Annotated in this window: 16 protein-coding genes and 1 pseudogene; 3 read left to right on the top strand and 14 right to left on the bottom strand. The window is 70.4% G+C overall.

Annotation, left to right across the window (positions count from 1 at the left end):
* Window positions 1–447 precede the first annotated feature (447 nt).
* Window positions 448–597 (top strand): annotated as a pseudogene (locus ACIPY5_RS03330) (IS110 family transposase); the annotation flags it as partial.
* A 93-nt stretch (window positions 598–690) separates the two neighbouring features.
* Here ACIPY5_RS03330 and ACIPY5_RS03335 read toward each other — a convergent pair.
* From ACIPY5_RS03335 to ACIPY5_RS03355, 5 genes are all read right to left on the bottom strand, one after another.
* Window positions 691–1,122 carry a MepB family protein gene (locus ACIPY5_RS03335; protein WP_309339552.1) on the bottom strand — a complete coding sequence of 144 codons (432 nt, stop codon included), beginning with the start codon at window positions 1,120–1,122 and terminating at the stop codon, window positions 691–693.
* Window positions 1,123–1,505: 383 nt separating this feature from the next.
* On the bottom strand, window positions 1,506–2,561 hold the full coding sequence (gene gnd, locus ACIPY5_RS03340) for a phosphogluconate dehydrogenase (NAD(+)-dependent, decarboxylating) (protein ID WP_400966662.1): 1,056 nt from the start codon (window positions 2,559–2,561) through the stop codon (window positions 1,506–1,508).
* 75 nt (window positions 2,562–2,636) lie between these two features.
* A complete protein-coding gene (locus ACIPY5_RS03345) occupies window positions 2,637–3,749 on the bottom strand; it encodes a branched-chain amino acid aminotransferase (protein WP_309339550.1) in 1,113 nt (370 codons plus the stop codon).
* A gap of 50 nt (window positions 3,750–3,799) precedes the next feature.
* Window positions 3,800–4,861, bottom strand: coding sequence for a 3-isopropylmalate dehydrogenase (locus tag ACIPY5_RS03350; protein WP_400966665.1), 1,062 nt, complete (start codon window positions 4,859–4,861; stop codon window positions 3,800–3,802).
* Window positions 4,862–5,003: 142 nt separating this feature from the next.
* On the bottom strand, window positions 5,004–6,542 hold the full coding sequence (locus ACIPY5_RS03355; protein WP_400966668.1) for an MFS transporter: 1,539 nt from the start codon (window positions 6,540–6,542) through the stop codon (window positions 5,004–5,006).
* Between the two features lie 68 nt (window positions 6,543–6,610).
* On the opposite strand from ACIPY5_RS03355, the gene ACIPY5_RS03360 reads away from it, so the two are divergent.
* Window positions 6,611–7,168, top strand: coding sequence for a helix-turn-helix domain-containing protein (locus tag ACIPY5_RS03360; RefSeq protein WP_309339546.1), 558 nt, complete (start codon window positions 6,611–6,613; stop codon window positions 7,166–7,168).
* Window positions 7,169–7,303: 135 nt separating this feature from the next.
* On the opposite strand, the gene serA is transcribed toward ACIPY5_RS03360, so the two are convergent.
* From serA to ACIPY5_RS03375, 3 genes are all read right to left on the bottom strand, one after another.
* The gene (gene serA, locus ACIPY5_RS03365) at window positions 7,304–8,935 is read right to left on the bottom strand and encodes a phosphoglycerate dehydrogenase (RefSeq protein WP_400966672.1); all 1,632 of its coding nucleotides are present in this window, start codon (window positions 8,933–8,935) and stop codon (window positions 7,304–7,306) included.
* Window positions 8,936–9,059: 124 nt separating this feature from the next.
* A complete protein-coding gene (locus tag ACIPY5_RS03370; RefSeq protein WP_309339544.1) occupies window positions 9,060–9,398 on the bottom strand; it encodes a hypothetical protein in 339 nt (112 codons plus the stop codon).
* Window positions 9,395–9,910, bottom strand: coding sequence for a hypothetical protein (locus ACIPY5_RS03375; RefSeq protein WP_400966675.1), 516 nt, complete (start codon window positions 9,908–9,910; stop codon window positions 9,395–9,397). The genes ACIPY5_RS03370 and ACIPY5_RS03375 overlap by 4 nt, the downstream gene beginning before the upstream one ends.
* An 84-nt stretch (window positions 9,911–9,994) precedes the next feature.
* On the opposite strand from ACIPY5_RS03375, the gene ACIPY5_RS03380 reads away from it, so the two are divergent.
* Window positions 9,995–10,996 carry a hypothetical protein gene (locus tag ACIPY5_RS03380; protein ID WP_400966678.1) on the top strand — a complete coding sequence of 334 codons (1,002 nt, stop codon included), beginning with the start codon at window positions 9,995–9,997 and terminating at the stop codon, window positions 10,994–10,996.
* Window positions 10,997–11,075: 79 nt separating this feature from the next.
* Here the strand turns inward: ACIPY5_RS03380 and ACIPY5_RS03385 are convergent, their stop codons facing one another.
* The 6 genes from ACIPY5_RS03385 to ACIPY5_RS03410 form a co-directional block, all read right to left on the bottom strand.
* Window positions 11,076–11,807, bottom strand: a complete 732-nt coding sequence (locus ACIPY5_RS03385; protein WP_400966681.1) for a copper homeostasis protein CutC — start codon at window positions 11,805–11,807, stop codon at window positions 11,076–11,078.
* On the bottom strand, window positions 11,804–13,153 hold the full coding sequence (locus ACIPY5_RS03390) for an alpha-L-fucosidase (RefSeq protein ID WP_400966684.1): 1,350 nt from the start codon (window positions 13,151–13,153) through the stop codon (window positions 11,804–11,806). The genes ACIPY5_RS03385 and ACIPY5_RS03390 overlap by 4 nt, the downstream gene beginning before the upstream one ends.
* Complete coding sequence (locus ACIPY5_RS03395) at window positions 13,150–14,700, bottom strand: M81 family metallopeptidase (RefSeq protein WP_400968455.1); 1,551 nt, start codon at window positions 14,698–14,700, stop codon at window positions 13,150–13,152. The genes ACIPY5_RS03390 and ACIPY5_RS03395 overlap by 4 nt, the downstream gene beginning before the upstream one ends.
* Window positions 14,701–14,785: 85 nt before the next feature.
* Window positions 14,786–15,760, bottom strand: coding sequence for an ROK family protein (locus ACIPY5_RS03400; protein WP_400966687.1), 975 nt, complete (start codon window positions 15,758–15,760; stop codon window positions 14,786–14,788).
* A complete protein-coding gene (locus ACIPY5_RS03405; protein ID WP_400966690.1) occupies window positions 15,757–16,674 on the bottom strand; it encodes a carbohydrate ABC transporter permease in 918 nt (305 codons plus the stop codon). The genes ACIPY5_RS03400 and ACIPY5_RS03405 overlap by 4 nt, the downstream gene beginning before the upstream one ends.
* On the bottom strand, window positions 16,664–17,605 hold the full coding sequence (locus ACIPY5_RS03410; RefSeq protein ID WP_309339534.1) for a sugar ABC transporter permease: 942 nt from the start codon (window positions 17,603–17,605) through the stop codon (window positions 16,664–16,666). The genes ACIPY5_RS03405 and ACIPY5_RS03410 overlap by 11 nt, the downstream gene beginning before the upstream one ends.
* Window positions 17,606–17,620: the final 15 nt, after the last annotated feature.

Here is a 17,620-nt window from a genome sequence, read left to right on the forward strand (position 1 = left end):
GTGCGCTGCGGACCGTGTCCCACTTTCGGCGGTGAAACCGGGCTCAGGCGCACCGGATTCGGGACATGGTGAAACCGGGCTCAGGCGCACCGAATTCGGGACATGGTGACACCAGAAGCGGGACACGGCCTGCCCCGGCCGTGTGCGCTGCGGACCGTGTCCCACTTTCGGCGGTGAAACCGGGCTCAGGCGCGCCGGATTCGGGACATGGTGACACCAGAAGCGGGACACGGCCCGCCCCGGCAGACCACACCCCGGACCATGTCCCACATTCGGCGGCGAAACCAGCCCCAAACCTGTGAGACTCGGACCGGCCGATCTGGGATTGGTTGGCAGGGTTGGCGTTGGCCGTTCCTACCGAGTTCGTGACTCACCCCAAACCTGGCCCTTCGGGTGCCTTCTGCTGGACATGTCCGTTCTCGATAGGACCGGCCGACGTCGACCCGGCTCCACGACCCCGAGACCCGCGCCTACGTCACCCGGCGGCTCGCAGATGGCCACAGCAAACGCGAGATCCTCCGCATCGCCAAGCGCTACCTCGCCCGCAGGCTCTTCCGAATGCTAAAGACCCTCCATGCCCTCCCTGCGACGACGTAACCAAAATTGGTCGATGACTCGATGCAGCACCGGCCGCCGGGTCCTGTGTCTCACCGCAGCTCTCCACTGGCTCACTTCACGGACCTGATGAGCTCAGAACTCCTGGAACGCGGGCGCTTGAGCGCGTTGCGTAGTCGCGGCCTGGGCATTCAAACCCGCACACCAACTCGGATACACCCGGAATCCACGCTTACCTGGCCGTTTGCCTGACGTGATGCCGAGCTCAGTGAGATGCGCGCGGGTGAACCGAAACACCCCTCGCCGATCATGCTGCGCCACGAAGACAAGCAGCCCTGCCGTGGGGTCGTCGTCGCTGAACGGCGTCGTGTTCCCCACCGCGTTCCGCTGCCAGAACGCGACGAAGGCACCGGGTTTGGTTGGGGTGTTACGCGCAGTCCGGATATGCCAGGCCTCTTCGCAGATCTGGACAATCCCGGACTCGTAGTCGCTGTTCTGCACCTCGGGAATGACTTCAGCGGCCAGGCCCACCGTGGCCGAGTAGGCCGTAAAGGCGTTGAACTGCACATGGCCACGCTATCTTGCCGAGCCGTCAGCCGTCGAAACAGGACGAGGAACCCAACTTGACATTGATAGAAGCGTCCACCAGATCCGGGACACGGTGACACCAGAACTGGGACACGGCCTGCCCCGGCAGACCACACCCCGGACCATGTCCCACATTCGGCGGTGAAACCGGGCTCAGGCGCACCGGATCCGGGACACGGTGACACCAGAAGTGGGACACGGCCCGCCCCGGCAGACCACACCCCGGACCATGTCCCACATTCGGCGGTGAAACCAGGCTCAGGCGCACCAGATTCGGGACATGGTGGCACCAGAAGTGGGACACGGTCCGCACAACGGGCGGGCCATGTCCCACTTCAGAGTTGCTGCGGGATCCGGAAGGATCAGGCGTGGTCGGCCTTGTTGCCGCCGGCCTCGAGGACGTCGCCGGCCGGGAGCTCCTTGTGCCCACCGAACTGCAGGCGCATCGCGGAGAGCACCTGGTTGGCGAACAGATCCTCGTCGCGGGAGGCGAAGCGCTCGAACAGGGATGCGGCGAGCACCGGCACCGGCACCCCCACGTCGACAGCGGCCTTGACCGTCCAGCGACCCTCGCCCGAATCCGAGACGCGACCCGCGAGGCCCTGCAGTGTGGGGTTGCCCTGCAGCGCCGCCGCGGTCAGATCCAGCAGCCAGGACGAGATGACGGATCCGCGGCGCCACAGCTCGGCGACCTTCGGGGTGTCGATGTCGAACTGGTAGTACTCGGGCTCCTCGAGCGGGGCCACCTCGGCCGAGTGCTCGGCCTCGCGGATCCCCGCATCGGCGTTCTCGAGAAGGTTGAGCCCCTCGGCGAGGGCGGCCATGACGCCGTACTCGATGCCGTTGTGCACCATCTTCACGAAGTGCCCGGCTCCCGAAGGACCGCAGTGCAGGAAGCCCAGCTCCTCGGGAGCGAGTGCCCCGGTGCGACCGGGCGTGCGCTCCACGTCCCCGGCGCCCGGAGCGATCGTCTGCAGGATCGGCGTGATCGTGGCGAATGCCTCATCCGGGCCGCCCACCATGAGGCAGTAGCCGCGCTCCAGGCCGAAGACGCCGCCGCTCGTGCCGACGTCGACGTAGTTCAGGCCCTTCTCACGCAGCGCCTTGGCGCGGCGCACGTCGTCGCGATAGTTCGAGTTGCCGCCGTCGATGATGATGTCGCCCGGCTGCAGCACCTCGCTGAGCTCGTCGACGACGCGCCCCGTGAGACCCGCCGGGATCATCAGCCAGACGACCCGCGGCCCGTCCAGCTTCGCCGCGAGATCGGCGTAGTCGGTCGCGCCGATCGCCCCCTCGGCGACGAGCGCCGCGACGGCATCCGGGTTGACGTCGTAGACGACGCACTCGTGCCCTCCGCGCATCAGGCGGCGCACGATGTTCGCGCCCATCCGTCCGAGTCCGACCATGGCCAGCTTCATAGCAGGGTCCTCTCCTGTCAGAGATCGCGCTTCATGCGCCGCCTCCGCGTCAGAGGCGACGGGTTTCGTGGAGGGTCAGCCGTCCAGGCGGACGAGCCAGCCGCGGGTGTCCTCACGACGGCCGTACTGGATGTCGGTGAGCTCCTCGCGCAGCGACATCGCGAGCTCGGTCGACGCCGGGCCGGAGTGCACGATCTCGAAGTCGTCGGCCTTGAGGGATCCGATCGGCACGACGACGGCGGCCGTGCCGCACGCGAACGCGCCCACGATCTCACCCGACGCGGCGCCGTCGCGCCACTCCTGGATCGAGAGCTTGCGCTGCTCGACCTCGAGCCCGCGGTCCTTCGCAAGCTGCAGGATCGAGGCGAGCGTGATGCCCTCGAGGATCGAGTCGCTGGCCGGGGTGATCAGCTTGTTGTCGCGCGTGACCAGCACGAGGTTCATGCCGCCGAGCTCCTCGATGTACTCCCCGTCGAGGAACAAGACCTGCTGGCAGCCCTTCTTGTACGCCTCCTCCTGCGGGAGCAGGCTCGAGGCGTAGTTGCCGCCGGTCTTCGCCGCGCCCGTGCCGCCGTGGCCGGCGCGGGCGTAGTCCCGGGACAGCCAGATGTTCACCGGCTGCACGCCGCCGGGGAAGTACGCCCCGGCCGGGCTCGCGATGAGGTAGTAGGCGACCTTCTTGGCCGCGCGCACGCCGAGGAACGCCTCCTTCGCGAACATGAACGGGCGGAAGTACAGGCTCTCCTCGGGGTTGCTGGGCACCCACGACGAGTCGACGGCGACGAGCTGCTTGAGCGACTCGATGAACAGCTCGGTCGGCAGCTCGGGCAGCGCCAGGCGTCGCGCGGAGCGCTGCAGCCGGGCGGCGTTGCGGTCGGGGCGGAAGGTCCAGACGGATCCGTCCGCGTGGCGGTAGGCCTTGAGGCCCTCGAAGATCTCCTGCGAGTAGTGCAGCACGGCGGCCGCGGGGTCGAGCTCGATGGGCCCGTACGGCGAGACGCGGGGGCGGTGCCAGCCGCCCTTGTCCGACCAGCACAGGTCGACCATGTGGTCGGTGAAGTGCTGCCCGAAGCCGGGCGCGGCGAGGATCTCCTCGCGGTCGGCGTCCGAGCGCGCGTCCTCGTTGCGGGTGACGCGCCAGATGAGTCCGGCGGGTGACGGGGCCTGAAGAGGGAGTTCGATGGTCATGAGTGCGTCCTGACAGGTCGAGGGGTGCGGCGTCGTGCGCTGACTTCAGATTACGCCTGGAGTCGGGCGATGATCGCCGCGCCGGTCTGTTCGGTGGTGCGGGCGCCGTCCCGCGCTGCGATGTCCTCCTCGACCGCGCGGTGCACGCGCGCGGCCTCGTCGCTCAGCCCCAGGTGGTCCAGGAGCAGCGCGACCGAGAGGATCGCCGCGGTGGGGTCGGCCTTCTGCTGACCCGCGATGTCGGGTGCCGAGCCGTGCACCGGCTCGAACATCGACGGGAACGCGCCATCGGGGTTGATGTTGCCCGAGGCGGCGAGGCCGATGCCACCGGTGACGGCGCCGGCCAGATCCGTGAGGATGTCCCCGAAGAGGTTGTCGGTGACGATCACGTCGAAGCGCGAAGGGTGGGTGACCAGGAAGATCGTGGCCGCGTCGACGTGCAGGTAGTCTACGGCCACGTCGGGGTGCTCGAGCGCCACCTCGTCGACGACGCGCTTCCAGATCGCACCGGCGTGCACCAGCACGTTGGTCTTGTGCACGAGCGTGAGCTTCTTGCGGCGCTTCTCGGCGAGCGCGAAGGCGTAGCGGACGACGCGCTCGACGCCGAAAGCCGTGTTGACGCTGGTCTCGTTCGCGACCTCGTGCGGCGTGCCCTTGCGGATGGCGCCGCCGTTGCCGACATAAGGGCCCTCCGTGCCCTCGCGGACGACGACGAAGTCGATCTCGCCCGGGTCCGCCAGCGGGCCGGAGGCGCCGGGGTAGAGCCGGGAGGGGCGCAGGTTCACGTAGTGGTCCAGCTCGAAGCGGAGCTTGAGCAGCAGGCCGCGCTCGATGTTGGCGTCCTTGAGACGCAGATCCCCCGGCTGACCGCCGACCGCGCCCAACAGGATCGCGTCGTGCGCGCGGATCGCGTCGAGATCCTCGTCGGTCAGGGTGTCGCCCGTCTCGAGGAATCGTGCGGCGCCGAGCGAGAAGCGCGTCTTCTCGAACGTCACGGGGCTCGAGGCGGTGACGGCGTCGAGCACCTTCTCCGCTTCGGCGACGACCTCGGGACCGATGCCGTCACCCGGGATGACAGCCAGCTTCACGACACGGGACGACGATTCCGACACGGGCGCTCCTTGCGATTCGTTGCGGGTGGAGGATCCCAGGCTATCGGGCGCCGACGCCCCTCCCCGCGCGCATGTCACAACCGAGTCGTCCCCCTCAGCGGCGCCCAGGGGGTGCGCTGAGGGGGACGACTCGGAACTGGGATCAGCGGCCGAGGCGACGGCCGAGAGTCAGCGCGGCGATCGTGGCCGCGCAGACCACGAGGAAGCCGCCGATGAGCGAGGTCACCATGACGCCGGTGCCGAACGCATCGGCCGCGGCCTGCTGCAGCGCCTGTCCGAGCGCGGCCGGGAGCTGCTCCGCCACGGAGAAGGCTCCGGCGAGCGTCTCCTTGGCGCGTTCGGCCAGCGCCTCCGGCACGCCCTCCGGGACCACGAGCGAGGTGCGGTAGAACGCCGTGATGATGCCGCCCAGGATCGTGGTGCCGAGCACCGCGCCGAGCTCGTATGCCGTCTCGGACACGGCGCTGGCGGCGCCGGCCTTCTCCGGCGGAGCCGCCGCGAGGATCAGCTCGTTCGAGACCGTCTCCGCGGCGCCGATCCCGATGCCGAGGAGCACGAACGCGACGATCAGCGGCGCGACCCCGTGCGCGTGCGTCGTGAAGGCCACGACGAGATAGCCGGCGAGCGAGAACACCAGCGCCGAGGGCACCAGGATCTCGGGGCGCACGCGACGCGCGATCGGGACGACGACGAGACCGGAGACGATCATCACGGCCATGCCGGGGATGAGCGCGAGACCCGCCTCGACGGGCTTGAGCCCGAGCACGAGCTGCAGATGCTGCGACACATAGTACAGGAAGCCGACGAGGGCGACGACGCTCAGCAGGTTGACCAGGATCGCTCCGCTGAACATCCCGCGGCGGAAGAGCGCCATGTCGAGCATCGGGATCTCCGCGCGCAGCTGCCGGCGCACGAACAGCACGCCCATGCCCACGCCGACGACGAACAGGATCACGACGAGCGGGGTGATGCCGTCGACCGCGAACTCCTTGATCGCGTAGACCACGGGGACCATGGTCGCCATCGACAGGAGGATGCTGATCGGATCGATCCGGCCCGGGTTCGGGTCGCGGCTCTCCGGCACCAGGATCGGCGCGAGGATCAGCAGCGGGATGAGCACCGGCACGGCGACGAGGAACACGGATCCCCACGCGAAGTGCTCGAGCAGCACTCCGCCGACGATCGGCCCGAGGGCGGATCCGGCGGAGAAGGCCGCGGCCCACACGGCGATCGCGAGCCGTCGCTGTTCGCGGTTCTGGAACACCGAGCGCAGCAGCGAGAGCGTGGAAGGCATGAGCATCGCGCCGAAGAAGCCGAGCAGGGCGCGGGCCGCGATCAGCAGCGCCGCGGTCGGGGCGAAAGCGGCGAGCGCGGAGACGAGCGCGAAGCCGGTGGCGCCGATCAGCAGCATCTTTCGCCGGCCGAACCGGTCGCCGAGCGTGCCCATCGTCACCAGCAGGCCGGCGAGCACGAGCGGGTAGACGTCGATGATCCACAGCTGCTCGACGCCGCTGGGGCTCAAGGCCGTGGAGATCTCGGGCAGGGCGAAGGACAGCACGGTGTTGTCGACGGAGACGAGCAGCACCGGCAGCATGAGCACGACCAGCGCCGCCCAGCCGCGCGCACCGACGCGGGGGCCATCTTCGGTCCCCGGCAGGGAGATCGACGCTGTTGCGGACATGTTGCACCTCTCGGTTCCATCGTGGGAGGACGGGGTTACTAAACCGTCCGGATGGTATAGTAACAGACATGGCCAGACCTCCGCATGCCCGTGAGCGCGTTCTCGACGCCTACGAGGCGCTGCTCATCTCCGGCGGCGAGCGCACCGCGACCCTCGATGCCGTCGCACGGGCCGCCGGCGTCTCCAAGGGCGGGCTGCTCTACCACTTCGCGTCGAAGGACGAGCTCGCGGCGGCGATGATCGCACGGCTCGACGCGCTCGCGACCGAGGACATCGCGCGGATCCGGTCCGCCTCCGAGGGACCGGTCGAGTACTACCTGCGCACCTCGGTCATGATGGATGACGCCCTCGACCGCGCGATCGTCGCCGCGTCCTGCCTCGCGCAGAGCGGCAGCAGAGCCGCGACCGAGGCGCTGCACCGCATGCGCGAGGAATCGGCGGAAGCGATCCGCCCGCATGTGCGCGACCAGGCGGCGCTCGACCTCGTGATGCTGCTGAGCGACGGCCTGTTCTTCAACAACGCGCTGGACTCGCACGGCCCCCTGGACGAGGAGGACGCCGTGGTCCCCGCCGGGGCCGACCTCGACGCGCTGGTCGCCCTGGTGCTCCGCTCCGTCGCGCCCTGACCTCTCCCCCATTGACCTTCCAGGTCGTTGAGCGAGGACGCCGGAGGCGACCGAGACGAAACGCGGCACCCTCGCAAGGGCACCGCGTTTCGTCTCGCGTCGTTCGACGACTCCGAGGGGTCTCGAGCCGGCCGATCAGGCCTCGACGAGCTCGATCTGACGGAACAGGTCGGCGTCGATCGCCTCGCGCACCTCGTCGAGGAGGGTGTCGGGGATCGGCGAGTCGAGCGTCAGCACCGAGAGGGCCTGGCCGCCCGCGGTCTCACGGGCGATCTGCATGCCGGCGATGTTGATGCCCGCGTCGCCGAAGCGCTGGCCGTAGACCGCGACGATGCCGGGGCGGTCGGTGTAGAGCATGACGACGTGGTGCTTCTCGATCGGCAGCTCGACCGCGTGGCCGTTGATCGCGACGAGCTTCTCGATCTGCTTCGGGCCGGTCAGGGTGCCGGACACGGAGACCTGGCTGCCGTCGGCGAGCGCTCCGCGCAGCGTGATGACGTTGCGGTACTCCTCGCTGACGTCGTCCTGCACGAGCCGCACGGCGACGCCGCGCTGCTCGGCGAGCAGCGGCGCGTTCACATACGACACGGTCTCGCTCACGATCGGGGTGAACACGCCCTTGAGCGCGGCGAGGCGCAGCACGCCGACGTCGTAGCCGTTGAGCTCGCCGTGCACCTCGACATCGAGGCTCGTGAGCGGCGAGTGCGCGAGGCCGGAGAGGATCTGGCCGAGCTTCTCGGTGAGGGGGATGCCGGGGCGCACGTACGGGTCGATGACGCCGCCGGCGACGTTGACGGCGTCCGGGACCAGGTCGCCGCCGAGCGCGAGGCGCACCGAGCGCGCGACGGAGACGCCGGCCTTCTCCTGCGCCTCGTCGGTCGACGCACCGAGGTGCGGGGTGACCACGACGTTCGGCTGCGCGGTGAGCGCATGCGCGGCGCTGCCCTCGACGGGCGGCTCGGACGTGAAGACGTCCAGCCCGGCGCCCGCGATCTCGCCGTTCTGCAGGGCGACGAGCAGCGCCTCCTCGTCGATGAGGCCGCCGCGGGCCACGTTGACGACGTAGGCCGTCTTCTTCATCGCACGGAACTGCTCCGCGCCGATCATGCCCGTGGTCTCGGGCGTCTTCGGCATGTGGATCGTGAGGAAGTCGCTCTCCGCGACCAGATCCTCGAGACTCAGCAGCTGCACGCCGAGCTGCTGGGCACGGGCGCTGGTGACGTAGGGGTCGTAGGCGACCACGCGCATGTCGAAGGCCGCGAGGCGGGCGGCGACGAGTGCGCCGATCCGGCCGAGGCCGACGATGCCGACGGTCTTCTCGAAGAGTTCCGCGCCGGTGTAGGAGCTGCGCTTCCACGCCCCCGCCGACAGCGACGCGTGTGCGGCCGGGATGCGGCGGGCGAGGCTGAGGATGTGGCCGACCGTGAGCTCGGCGGCCGAGACGATGTTCGACGTCGGCGCGTTCACGACCATGACGCCGGCGGCCGTCGCGGCCTTGATGTCGACGTTGTCCAGGCCGACGCCCGCGCGGGCGACGACCTTCAGCACGGGGGCGTGCGAGAGTGCCTCGGCGTCGATCTTCGTGGCCGAGCGGATCAGCACGGCGTCGGCGTCGGCGAGAGCCGCGAACAGCGCGTCCCGGTCGGTGCCGTCCACCGAGCGGACGTCGAAGTCGGGGCCGAGCGCGTCGACCGTGGCCGGAGACAGCGTCTCGGCGAGCAGGACGACGGGCTTGCGGGCGGACGTGTTCACGGCGTTCTCAGGCACAGAGATCCTTCGGGACAGGAGGGAGGGGGCCGATGCGCCGCACCGTCGGGGCGCGATTGTGCCCACACTCTACCCGAGACGGCAGGGCCTCCCGAACCGTGTGACGGTGCGCGACCCGACGCCGTCAGTGCGCGCCGGAGAGCGTGTAGCCGACCACGTCGAGCCAGAACACTGCCACGAGCCCCAGGCCCGCGAGGAGGACCAGCGCGACCGTGCCGAGCCGGCGCCGACGCGTCACGGCGATCGCGACCACGTAGATGACGGCGGGGAGGATGATCGCCAGGATCAGCGCCACCCACGTCGTCGCCCCGATCGCAAGCCCCGCGAGCGGGATCGTGTAGGCGATCGCGTTCCAGATCGCGAAGGCATAGAGCAGGCCGAACACGCCCAGCAGCGTGTAGAAGAGCCAGCGGGGACGCCGCGGATCCGCCTGCGGTGCGGTCGTCATCGACTCGGCGCTCATGCTCCCACCGTCCCGAACATCACGAAGGGCCACGGCACCAGCAGCGCGGCGCCGGCGATCAGCGCCACGACGCGGATCCAGGTCGCACGGCCGCGGGTGAGCACCCAGGCCGCGACGAACCACAGGATCGGGGCGAGGGCGGCGAGCCACATCCAGGGGAAATACGTCCAGTCGCCGAGGAGGAGGGACGCGCGCGGGCGCAGCCGGAAACCGCCCACGATCCAGCCCACGGCGAAGAGCAGGTACACGCCGCCGATGATCCCGTAGAACACCAGCGCGGCATTGCCGATCGCGGGCGCCTCGTCCTCGTCCTGGGCGTCGACGGAAGCCGTTCCGGCCTTCGCCGCCTCCCCCGTCGCGGATGCGCTCTCCGCGGTCCGCTCCGTCTCGGAAGGAGCTGGGGCGGGCGCCGGAGCCTGCGGCGCGGCGGGAGGCGCGTTCTTCGCGGCGGCGTCGGGCGCATCGGGCTCGTCGCCCTCCCAGCGCAGCGCGTCGTCCGGATCGGTCGTCATGCGTCCAGCGTAGCGACCGATATCCCCGGATCCGCGGGCCCTCGCCGCTAGGCTCGGGTCCAGCACCAGGCGGAAAGGACCACCGTGCCCGAGAACAGCAGCAAGAAGCCCGCCCGCGCGGCGAGCAAGCCCGCACCCGCGTCGGCGAACGCCGCCGCCTCCACCGACGCGCCGGCGGATCCTCCCGCCGGCTGGACCCCCACTCCCGAGGCCAAGGCGAAGGCGACCCGGTTCCGCTGGATCGCCGTGGTGCTCTGGGTCGTCGCGATCGCGGCCGAGGCCGTCGGCATCTTCTGGCTGCTGCGGCAGCGCCAGGTCACCGGCGGCGACGGCCGGTTCGTCCGCAACCCCGACACGGGACTCCTCGAGCAGCAGGGCGCGACAGCGACCTTCCCGCAGTGGGCGTTCATCACCCTCATCGTCCTCTTCGTCGTGATCGCGGCGCTGTCGATCACCGGATCCTTCCTCTGGAAGAAGGCGAACCGCCTGGATCCGGCCCGCCGTTCCGACACGGTGCGGTTCTTCGTGCAGAACCAGCTGGGCGCGATCATCGCGATCATCGCCTTCGTGCCGCTCATCATCATGGTGTTCCTGAACAAGGACATGGACAAGGGCCAGAAGACGATCGCCGGCATCGTGGGCATCGCGCTCGCGGCCCTCGCGGTCGTGCTCGGGATCGACTTCACGCCGCCGTCCGTCGAGCAGTACACGGCCGACCAGTCCACCGTGATCCAGCTGCTCGGCAAGGACCAGGTCGTCTGGGTCGACGGCGGGACCGTCTACCACGTGTGCGAGCAGGTGTCGGCGATCCAGACCGGCAGCGACAAGCGCACCGGCACGACCGCTCAGGCGGTCGAGGCCGGCAAGACCCGCCTGACGCTCGAGTTCGCGTCGGAGCTCCGCAAGTGCGGTCTGGCCGTGCCGGAGAACTCCGCCGCCATCGCCGACGCCCTGCGTGCCATCCGCGACGGCAAGACCGACACGGCCCTGCCCGCGCCGGTGTGGGCGAACGCGTCGGACGCGCCGATCACGGTGCCGGACGCCTCGTCGTCGGGCTCGACGCCCGCGCCGACCAGCACCCCCTGAGCCTGATTTCGCGGGGAACCGCGAACAGACGAGCGCGACGTCCCCCTCAGGACGTCGCGCTCGTTCGTTCTGCCTCGGGTCAGCTCCGGCCGCGCACCGCGGCGTCCGCACGGCGCACGATGTCGCCGTCGGTCACGTCGAAGCCGCTGCTCCCGCCGCCCGGGCCGCTGGGCGCGGCATCGCCCGAGGGGCGCCGCGCCGAGAGGTGGATCGCGTCGACACCGCACGCGGTCAGCGCGGGGATGTCCTCGACGCGCACCCCTCCTCCGGCCATGATCTGCAGTCGTCCCGCCGCGGCAGCGACGAGAGCGCTCAGAGCCGCGGCACCGTCGATGCTGCGCGCGGCGCCTCCGCTCGTCAGCACGCGCCGCACCCCGCTGTCCACGAGGTCGTCGACGAGGGCGGCCGGATCCGGCACGGTGTCGATCGCCCGGTGGAAGACGAGATCCGCGCCGGCCGCGGCATCCCTCCAGCGCTCGAGGGCGCGGAGGTCGACGGCGCCGTCCGCGGTCAGCGCACCGACCACGACCGCGCCCGCACCGCGCCGCACGAGGTCGGCGACGTCGGCGGCCACGAGGTCGATCTCCTCGGCACTGTAGACGAATCCGCCCACGCGCGGTCGGACGAGCACGGCGACGCGCTCCGGATCGCCGGCGACGGCGAGCACGGCGTCGACCGTCGCGCCGGAGGGCGTGAGACCGCCGGTCGCCGCGAGCGCCTGGCAGAGCTCGACGCGATCCGCGCCGCCCTCGAACGCGGTCCGCGCTCCGGCCGGCCCGTCGACGGCGATCTCGAGTGCGATGCGGGTCACAGTGCGACGGTGAGGGTCGCGACGGGTTCGGTGCGCAGCCCTGCGGGGATGCGCACGATCCGCGTGCCGTCGGAGGACGTCTCCGACTCCGCGGCGGAACCGTCCGCCCAGCGCGCCGCGCCGACGGTCAGCTCGGCCGGAAGACGGACCTCCCCCGCGCTCGGGTCGAGCGCGTGCACGTGCACGCCGGCGGCCGACCGCGTGTAGCGGCGCGGCTCGCCGACCTCTTCGCCGAAGCGCACCCAGGGGCGCGTGCCGTGGATCGCGTCCCCGTTCAGGCGCATCCAGGCGCCGAGATCGCGCATGGTCCGTCGCTGCAGCTCGGGGATCCGTCCCGCCGCGTCGGGGCCGACGTTGATCAGCAGGTTCCCGTTCTTGGAGACGACGTCGACGAGCATCCGGATCAGGTCAGGCCCGGACAGCGTCTGGCGCTCGTCCTCCGCCTGGTTGTATCCGAACGAGTAGCCGAGGCCGCGCGTGGACTCCCACGGAGCATCCAGGATCCCCGGGATGTGCGTGTACTCGCGCGTCAGGAAGCCGTGGTACGGCACGCCCCAGCGGTCGTTCACGACGCCGTTCGGCACCCGATCGAAGTAGCGGCGCAGGAGCGCGGCGACCGCGAACTCGTCGTCGCCCTTGCCACCGTCGGGCCATTCGATGTCGTTCCAGAGCACGTCGGGCGAGAACCGCTCGACGAGTTCGTCGAGCTGCGCGGCGGCGTAGCGCGAGAAGTGCTCGTCGTTGCGGCGGTAGCGGAACAGGTCGGTGTCCGACTCGATCGCCGGGAAATCGCTCGCGTGCCAGTCCAGCGCGCCGGAGAAGTACACGCCGAACCGGGCGCCGGCACGGCGCGTGGCGTCGTGGAGCTCCGCGATCAGGTCGCGCCGGGGTCCGCGGGCCACCGCGTTGAAGCCGGTCGTGCCCGTGCCCCACAGGCAGAAGCCCTCGTGGTGCTTGGTCGTCGGGATGACGTAGCGCGCGCCGGCGTCGACGAGCTCCCCGACGAAGGCATCGGCGTCGAAGGACGACGCGTCCCAGAGGTCGGCGAGGTCCTCGTAGGACGTGCCGGGGCCGAAGAGCTCCTGGTGCCGCTGCCAGGTCGGGCTGCCCGTGATCCGCACGGTGTTGCCGTACCACTCCGCGTACTGGTGCCAGGCGTAGGCGTCCTCGGTCGGGATGTTCACGCCCTCGCCGTGCTGCACGGCCCAGGCGGGCACCGAGTAGAGACCCCAGTGCACGAAGAAGCCGAGCTTGGCGTCGCGGTACCAGTCCGGCACTCCGGCGGCCGGGTATGCGGGGGCGGCGGATCCGAAGTCGGGTCCGGTGCGCTTCTCGAAGTTCATCATGCGGACAGCTCCTCTCCACGGCGGCTCACGTGCGCGGTGAGCGCCGGCACGCCGTCGGTGTCGAACGGGAAGACTCCGGGGGCGAGCCGGTGGTGCCCCAGGCGCAGGAGGTCCTGGTCCACGCCGCCCGGGGTGAGCGCGAGCGTCCAGTCGGCGGCGAGGTCGTAGAGCTCGGGCTCGAGGTAGCCGATCTTGACGATCACGACGTCCGCGGCTTCGGGATCCAGTCCCAGCATGCGGAAGTCGTCGAGGTGGTGGAAGGGCTTGCGGCGCTCGGTGACGATCGCGTGCACGCTGCCGGAGCGGATCACGACCTGGGTTCCGGCGTCGGGGTCGCCCTCGGTGATCGAGAACACCTCCCCGGAGAGCGCCACGGGTCCGCGCGGTCCGGGATCCACCCGCCCGCCGACCTCGAGGTCCACGGTCGCGCCGACGCCGGCGGCCACGGCCTGGGCCACTGCCGCCGCGTCGAACACGGAGGCGTGCACGACGACGCGTCCGGGTTCCGCGAGCTCGGGCCGCGCGAGCAGCTCGCCGAGCGTCCAGGAGACGTCTCCGGCCCCGCCCGCGGTGGGGTTGTCGCCGGAGTCGGAGATCACGTACGGACGCGCGGCCTCCGGAGCGAGTGCCCGGTCGAGCGCCTCGCCGAGGGCGGCGGTCGGTCCGACGAACACGAAGTCGGCGCGCGCGTCCCAGTACTGCCGGGCCAGGCGCTCCGCCTCCTGCGCGATGACGGCGCGGTCGTCGCCGGTCACCATCACGATCGCCATGTTGCGCGGCTCGTCGGCCCAGGCGTAGCCGACCCAGATCGCCGCATCCACGACCCCGTCGAGCTCCTCGACGTCCGGCACCTGCGCGTAGATGCCGCGCGCCGGCTCCAGCCGGGTGCTCGTCTTCTCACCCGGCAGCAGCACGGGCACGGGAACCCACGCCTTGTACGGGCGGCGGCGCAGCGGATCGGATCCGTGCGGGCCGCGCAGGCGCGCCAGCAGGTTCCACACCGCGCGCTCCTTGGTGTTCATCCAGTCCTCGTGCGGCGCCATCCGGTAGCACGTGAGAAGATCCAGCGCGTCGCGCAGCACCTCCGACACGTTGCCGTGCAGGTCCATCGAGGTCGAGACGAGCACGTCCTCGCCGAGTTCGGCGCGCACGGCCTCCGCGAGGTCGCCCTCCGCGTCCTGCATGCCGACGACGCTCATCGCACCGTGGATGTCGAAGAAGAACCCGTCGAACGGGCCCCCGTCCGCGATCTCGGCGCGGATGCCGCGCACGATCGCCTCCTTCATCCGCTGATAGGTGGCGGGGGCGACAGCGCCGCCGGGCAGCGAGCGGCCGTGGTGGATCGGGACCCACTCCGCGGCCTCGCGCAGCTCGCGGCCCTCGTCGAGGAACGGGTAGTAGCCGAGGAGGTCGGCGCCCTCGCGGATCGTGAAGGCCTCGTCGCCGGAGATGTGCGGCGAGAACGTGCTGGACTCGATCGAGATCCCGGCGATGCCGATCCGGGGGCGGGCGAGCCCGCCTTCCTCGACGGCGGCGAGCGGCCCCATCCAGACCGTGTCGGCCTCGGGGCGGAAGTCAGGGGTGGGCGCTGTCATGACGGCTTTCGTTTCCTTCTCAGGCAGAGCGGGCGGTTCAGACGGTGGCGGGCACGGAGTCGGCGAGTCGCGCGGACGCGAGCGCCGCGGCTCCCCGGGCGACCGCGTCAGCCGAGATCTCGGCGGGCACGATGCGCAGCGGGAACCCGGAGACCGGGGCGTCGGTGCGCAGCGTCTCCAGGATGCCGGGCTCGAGCAGATCCCAGGCCTCGCGCACCCCTCCGCCGATCACGACCATGCCGAGGTCGAGCAGGGAGGACGCGACGGAGGCGGCGAGAGCGGTCGCACGCGCGGCGTCCGTGAAGACGTCGATCGCCGCCGTCTCCCCCGCCCTCGCACGATCCGCGATCTCCGGAGCGGTGGCGTCGGATCCGGTGGCTGCGCGGTAGCGGCGGGCGATCGAGGTGCCGGAGGCGAGCGTCTCCAGATGTCCGGTCTGCCCGCACGTGCACACCAGGTCGCTGAAGCCGGGCGTGTGCCCGATCTCCCCCGCCGCGCCGTGCACGCCGTGGTGCAGCGCGCCGTCGAGCGCGATCGCGCCGCCGACGCCGGTGCCGAGCATGATGCCGAGCACGTCGCTCTCGCCGCGGGCGGCGCCCCAGCGGAGCTCGCCGAGCAGGAAGGCGTTCACGTCGTTCTCGACCCACACGGGTGCGCCGAGGCGTCCCTCGAGCTCGTCGGCGAGCGGGAACCCGCTCCAGTCCGTGAACGTGGCGGAGGCCGCGACGACGACGCCGCGCTCCTGGTCGATCACGCCGGCCGCGCCGACGCCCGCGCCGGCGAGCGACGCGTCGAGCGCACCGCACAGCCGGAGGACGAGGTCCGCGGCGGCATCGGCCATCGCGAGGCCGCCCTCCGCGGCCGGGGCGGGCACGACGCCCTTCGCCAGGACCGCTCCGCCCTCGTCGGCCAGCACGGCGGAGATCTTCGTCCCGCCGATGTCGATGCCCGCGATCACGGGCGCACTCGTCTGCCGGTGCGTCGCAGCACCGGATCCTTCGTCCTGCGTCATCGTCCGCCGAGCCCCGCCATCGCGATGCCCTTGACCAGGTGCTTCTGCAGCACGATCACGAGGACCGTGGTCGGCACCATCGAGATGATCGCCGCCGCCATCTGCAGGTCCCAGCGGGTGCCCGTGAGACCGGAGAACGTCGCGAGACCCACCGGGAGCGTGCCGTGCGCGTTGTAGTCGACGGTCACGATCAGCGGCCACAGGTAGCTGTTCCAGAACGAGAGGAAGGTGAACACCGAGAGCACCGCCACCGCGGACTTCGCGAGCGGCAGGATGATCTGCAGGAACGAGCGCAGCGGGCCTGCGCCGTCGACGCGGGCCGCCTCCTCGAGCTCGTAGGGGATCCCGCGGAAGAACTGCCGCATGAGGAAGGTGCCGAACGCGGTGAACGCGAACGGGAAGATCAGCGCCTGGTAGGTGTCCACCCAGTTCAGCCACTGCATGACCTGGAACATCGGGATGACGAGCACCTCGGCGGGGACCATCAGGGTCGCGAGGAACAGCACGAACACGGCGTCCCTGCCCCGCCAGCGCAGCCGGCCGAAGGCGTAGCCCGCGGTCGTCGAGACGATCAGCACGACCAGGGTTCCGGCGATCGCCACGAAGAACGAGTTGCCGATGTAGGTGAGGAACGGGCCGTACGCGAACACGTCGGCGAAGTTCGACCAGCGCACCTCGGATCCGACCAGCTTCGGCGGCATCGAGAACATCTCGTTGTTCGGCTTGAGGGCCGAGAAGAACGAGTAGACCAGCGGCGAGACGAACACGAGCGCCGCGAGGTAGACGAAGACGTGGGCGATGATGAGGCGCGTCCGCTCTGCGGCGGACAGCGGAGCCTTGGAGCGCTTGCCGCGGTCCTCGGCCGCCACCTCGACCGACTCGGCGATGGCTGCCTGCTGCAGATCAGTGCTCATAGTGCACCCACTTCTTCTGCGCCCCGAACTGCAGCGCGGTGATGATGATGATGAGCGCGAACAGGATCCACGCGCCGGCGGCGGCGATGCCGAGGTCCTGGAACTTGAAGCCCTGGTTGTAGATGAACTGCACCAGGGGCTGCGTCGCATTGCCGGGGCCGCCTCCGGTGAGCAGCTGCGGCTGCGCGAACACCTGCAAGGACGTGATCATGGTCATGATCGTCGCGAAGAAGATCGACGGAGAGATCATCGGGACGACGACGCTCCACTGCATCCGGAATCCGGAGGCCCCGTCGATCCGCGCCGCCTCGATGACCGACTCCGGCAGCTGCTCGAGCGCGGCGGAGAAGATCAGCATGTTGTAGCCGAGGCCCTGCCAGACGCTCATGATGATGACCATCGCCATGGCCCAGAACGGGTCGGCGAGGAAGTTCGGCAGCTTGAGACCGAACCAGCCCTGAGCGATCCCATTGAAGAGGCCCTGCGGCTGCAGCATCATCTTCCAGACCAGGACGCTCGCGACCATCGGGGTGACGACGGGGATGAAGAACAGCACGCGCAGCGCGCCGCGGCCGCGGATCCGCGGGCCGAGGGACATCGCGAGGATCAGGGAGCAGACGATGCTCAGCGGCACGTACACGATCGTGAAGACGGCGGTGTTGCGCATCGCCGGCCAGAAGTCCGGGCTCGACGTGAAGAGCTTGATGTAGTTGTCCACGCCGTTGAACGTCTTGTCGCCGAACGTGGGCCAGTTGTAGAAGCTCATCACGATGGAGAGCACGACCGGCACGACGGTGAACACGGCGAGGCCGATCAGGGCGGGGCTCGCGAAGCCGAGCGCCTGACGGCCCTCCGCACGCATGAGGGATCCGCGGCGGGGCGGAGCACCGCGTCGACTCTGCGACGCGCGGCGGGATGCGGCGATGGTCACCGTTCCTCCTTCTTC

The sequence above is a fragment of the Microbacterium sp. NPDC089698 genome (assembly GCF_044749045.1).
Lineage (GTDB): Bacteria > Actinomycetota > Actinomycetes > Actinomycetales > Microbacteriaceae > Microbacterium.

What these genes read in the sequence shown, in the direction of transcription:
- ACIPY5_RS03395 (WP_400968455.1), bottom strand. Translation starts at nt 14,700, where the DNA reads ATGGGGCCGCTCGCCGCCGTCGAGGAAGGCGGGCTCGCCCGCCCCCGG.
- ACIPY5_RS03375 (WP_400966675.1), bottom strand. Translation starts at nt 9,910, where the DNA reads ATGACGACCGATCCGGACGACGCGCTGCGCTGGGAGGGCGACGAGCCC.
- ACIPY5_RS03370 (WP_309339544.1), bottom strand. Translation starts at nt 9,398, where the DNA reads ATGAGCGCCGAGTCGATGACGACCGCACCGCAGGCGGATCCGCGGCGT.
- ACIPY5_RS03405 (WP_400966690.1), bottom strand. Translation starts at nt 16,674, where the DNA reads ATGAGCACTGATCTGCAGCAGGCAGCCATCGCCGAGTCGGTCGAGGTG.
- ACIPY5_RS03400 (WP_400966687.1), bottom strand. Translation starts at nt 15,760, where the DNA reads ATGACGCAGGACGAAGGATCCGGTGCTGCGACGCACCGGCAGACGAGT.
- ACIPY5_RS03345 (WP_309339550.1), bottom strand. Translation starts at nt 3,749, where the DNA reads ATGACCATCGAACTCCCTCTTCAGGCCCCGTCACCCGCCGGACTCATC.
- ACIPY5_RS03390 (WP_400966684.1), bottom strand. Translation starts at nt 13,153, where the DNA reads ATGATGAACTTCGAGAAGCGCACCGGACCCGACTTCGGATCCGCCGCC.
- ACIPY5_RS03355 (WP_400966668.1), bottom strand. Translation starts at nt 6,542, where the DNA reads ATGTCCGCAACAGCGTCGATCTCCCTGCCGGGGACCGAAGATGGCCCC.
- ACIPY5_RS03360 (WP_309339546.1), top strand. Translation starts at nt 6,611, where the DNA reads ATGGCCAGACCTCCGCATGCCCGTGAGCGCGTTCTCGACGCCTACGAG.
- gnd (WP_400966662.1), bottom strand. Translation starts at nt 2,561, where the DNA reads ATGAAGCTGGCCATGGTCGGACTCGGACGGATGGGCGCGAACATCGTG.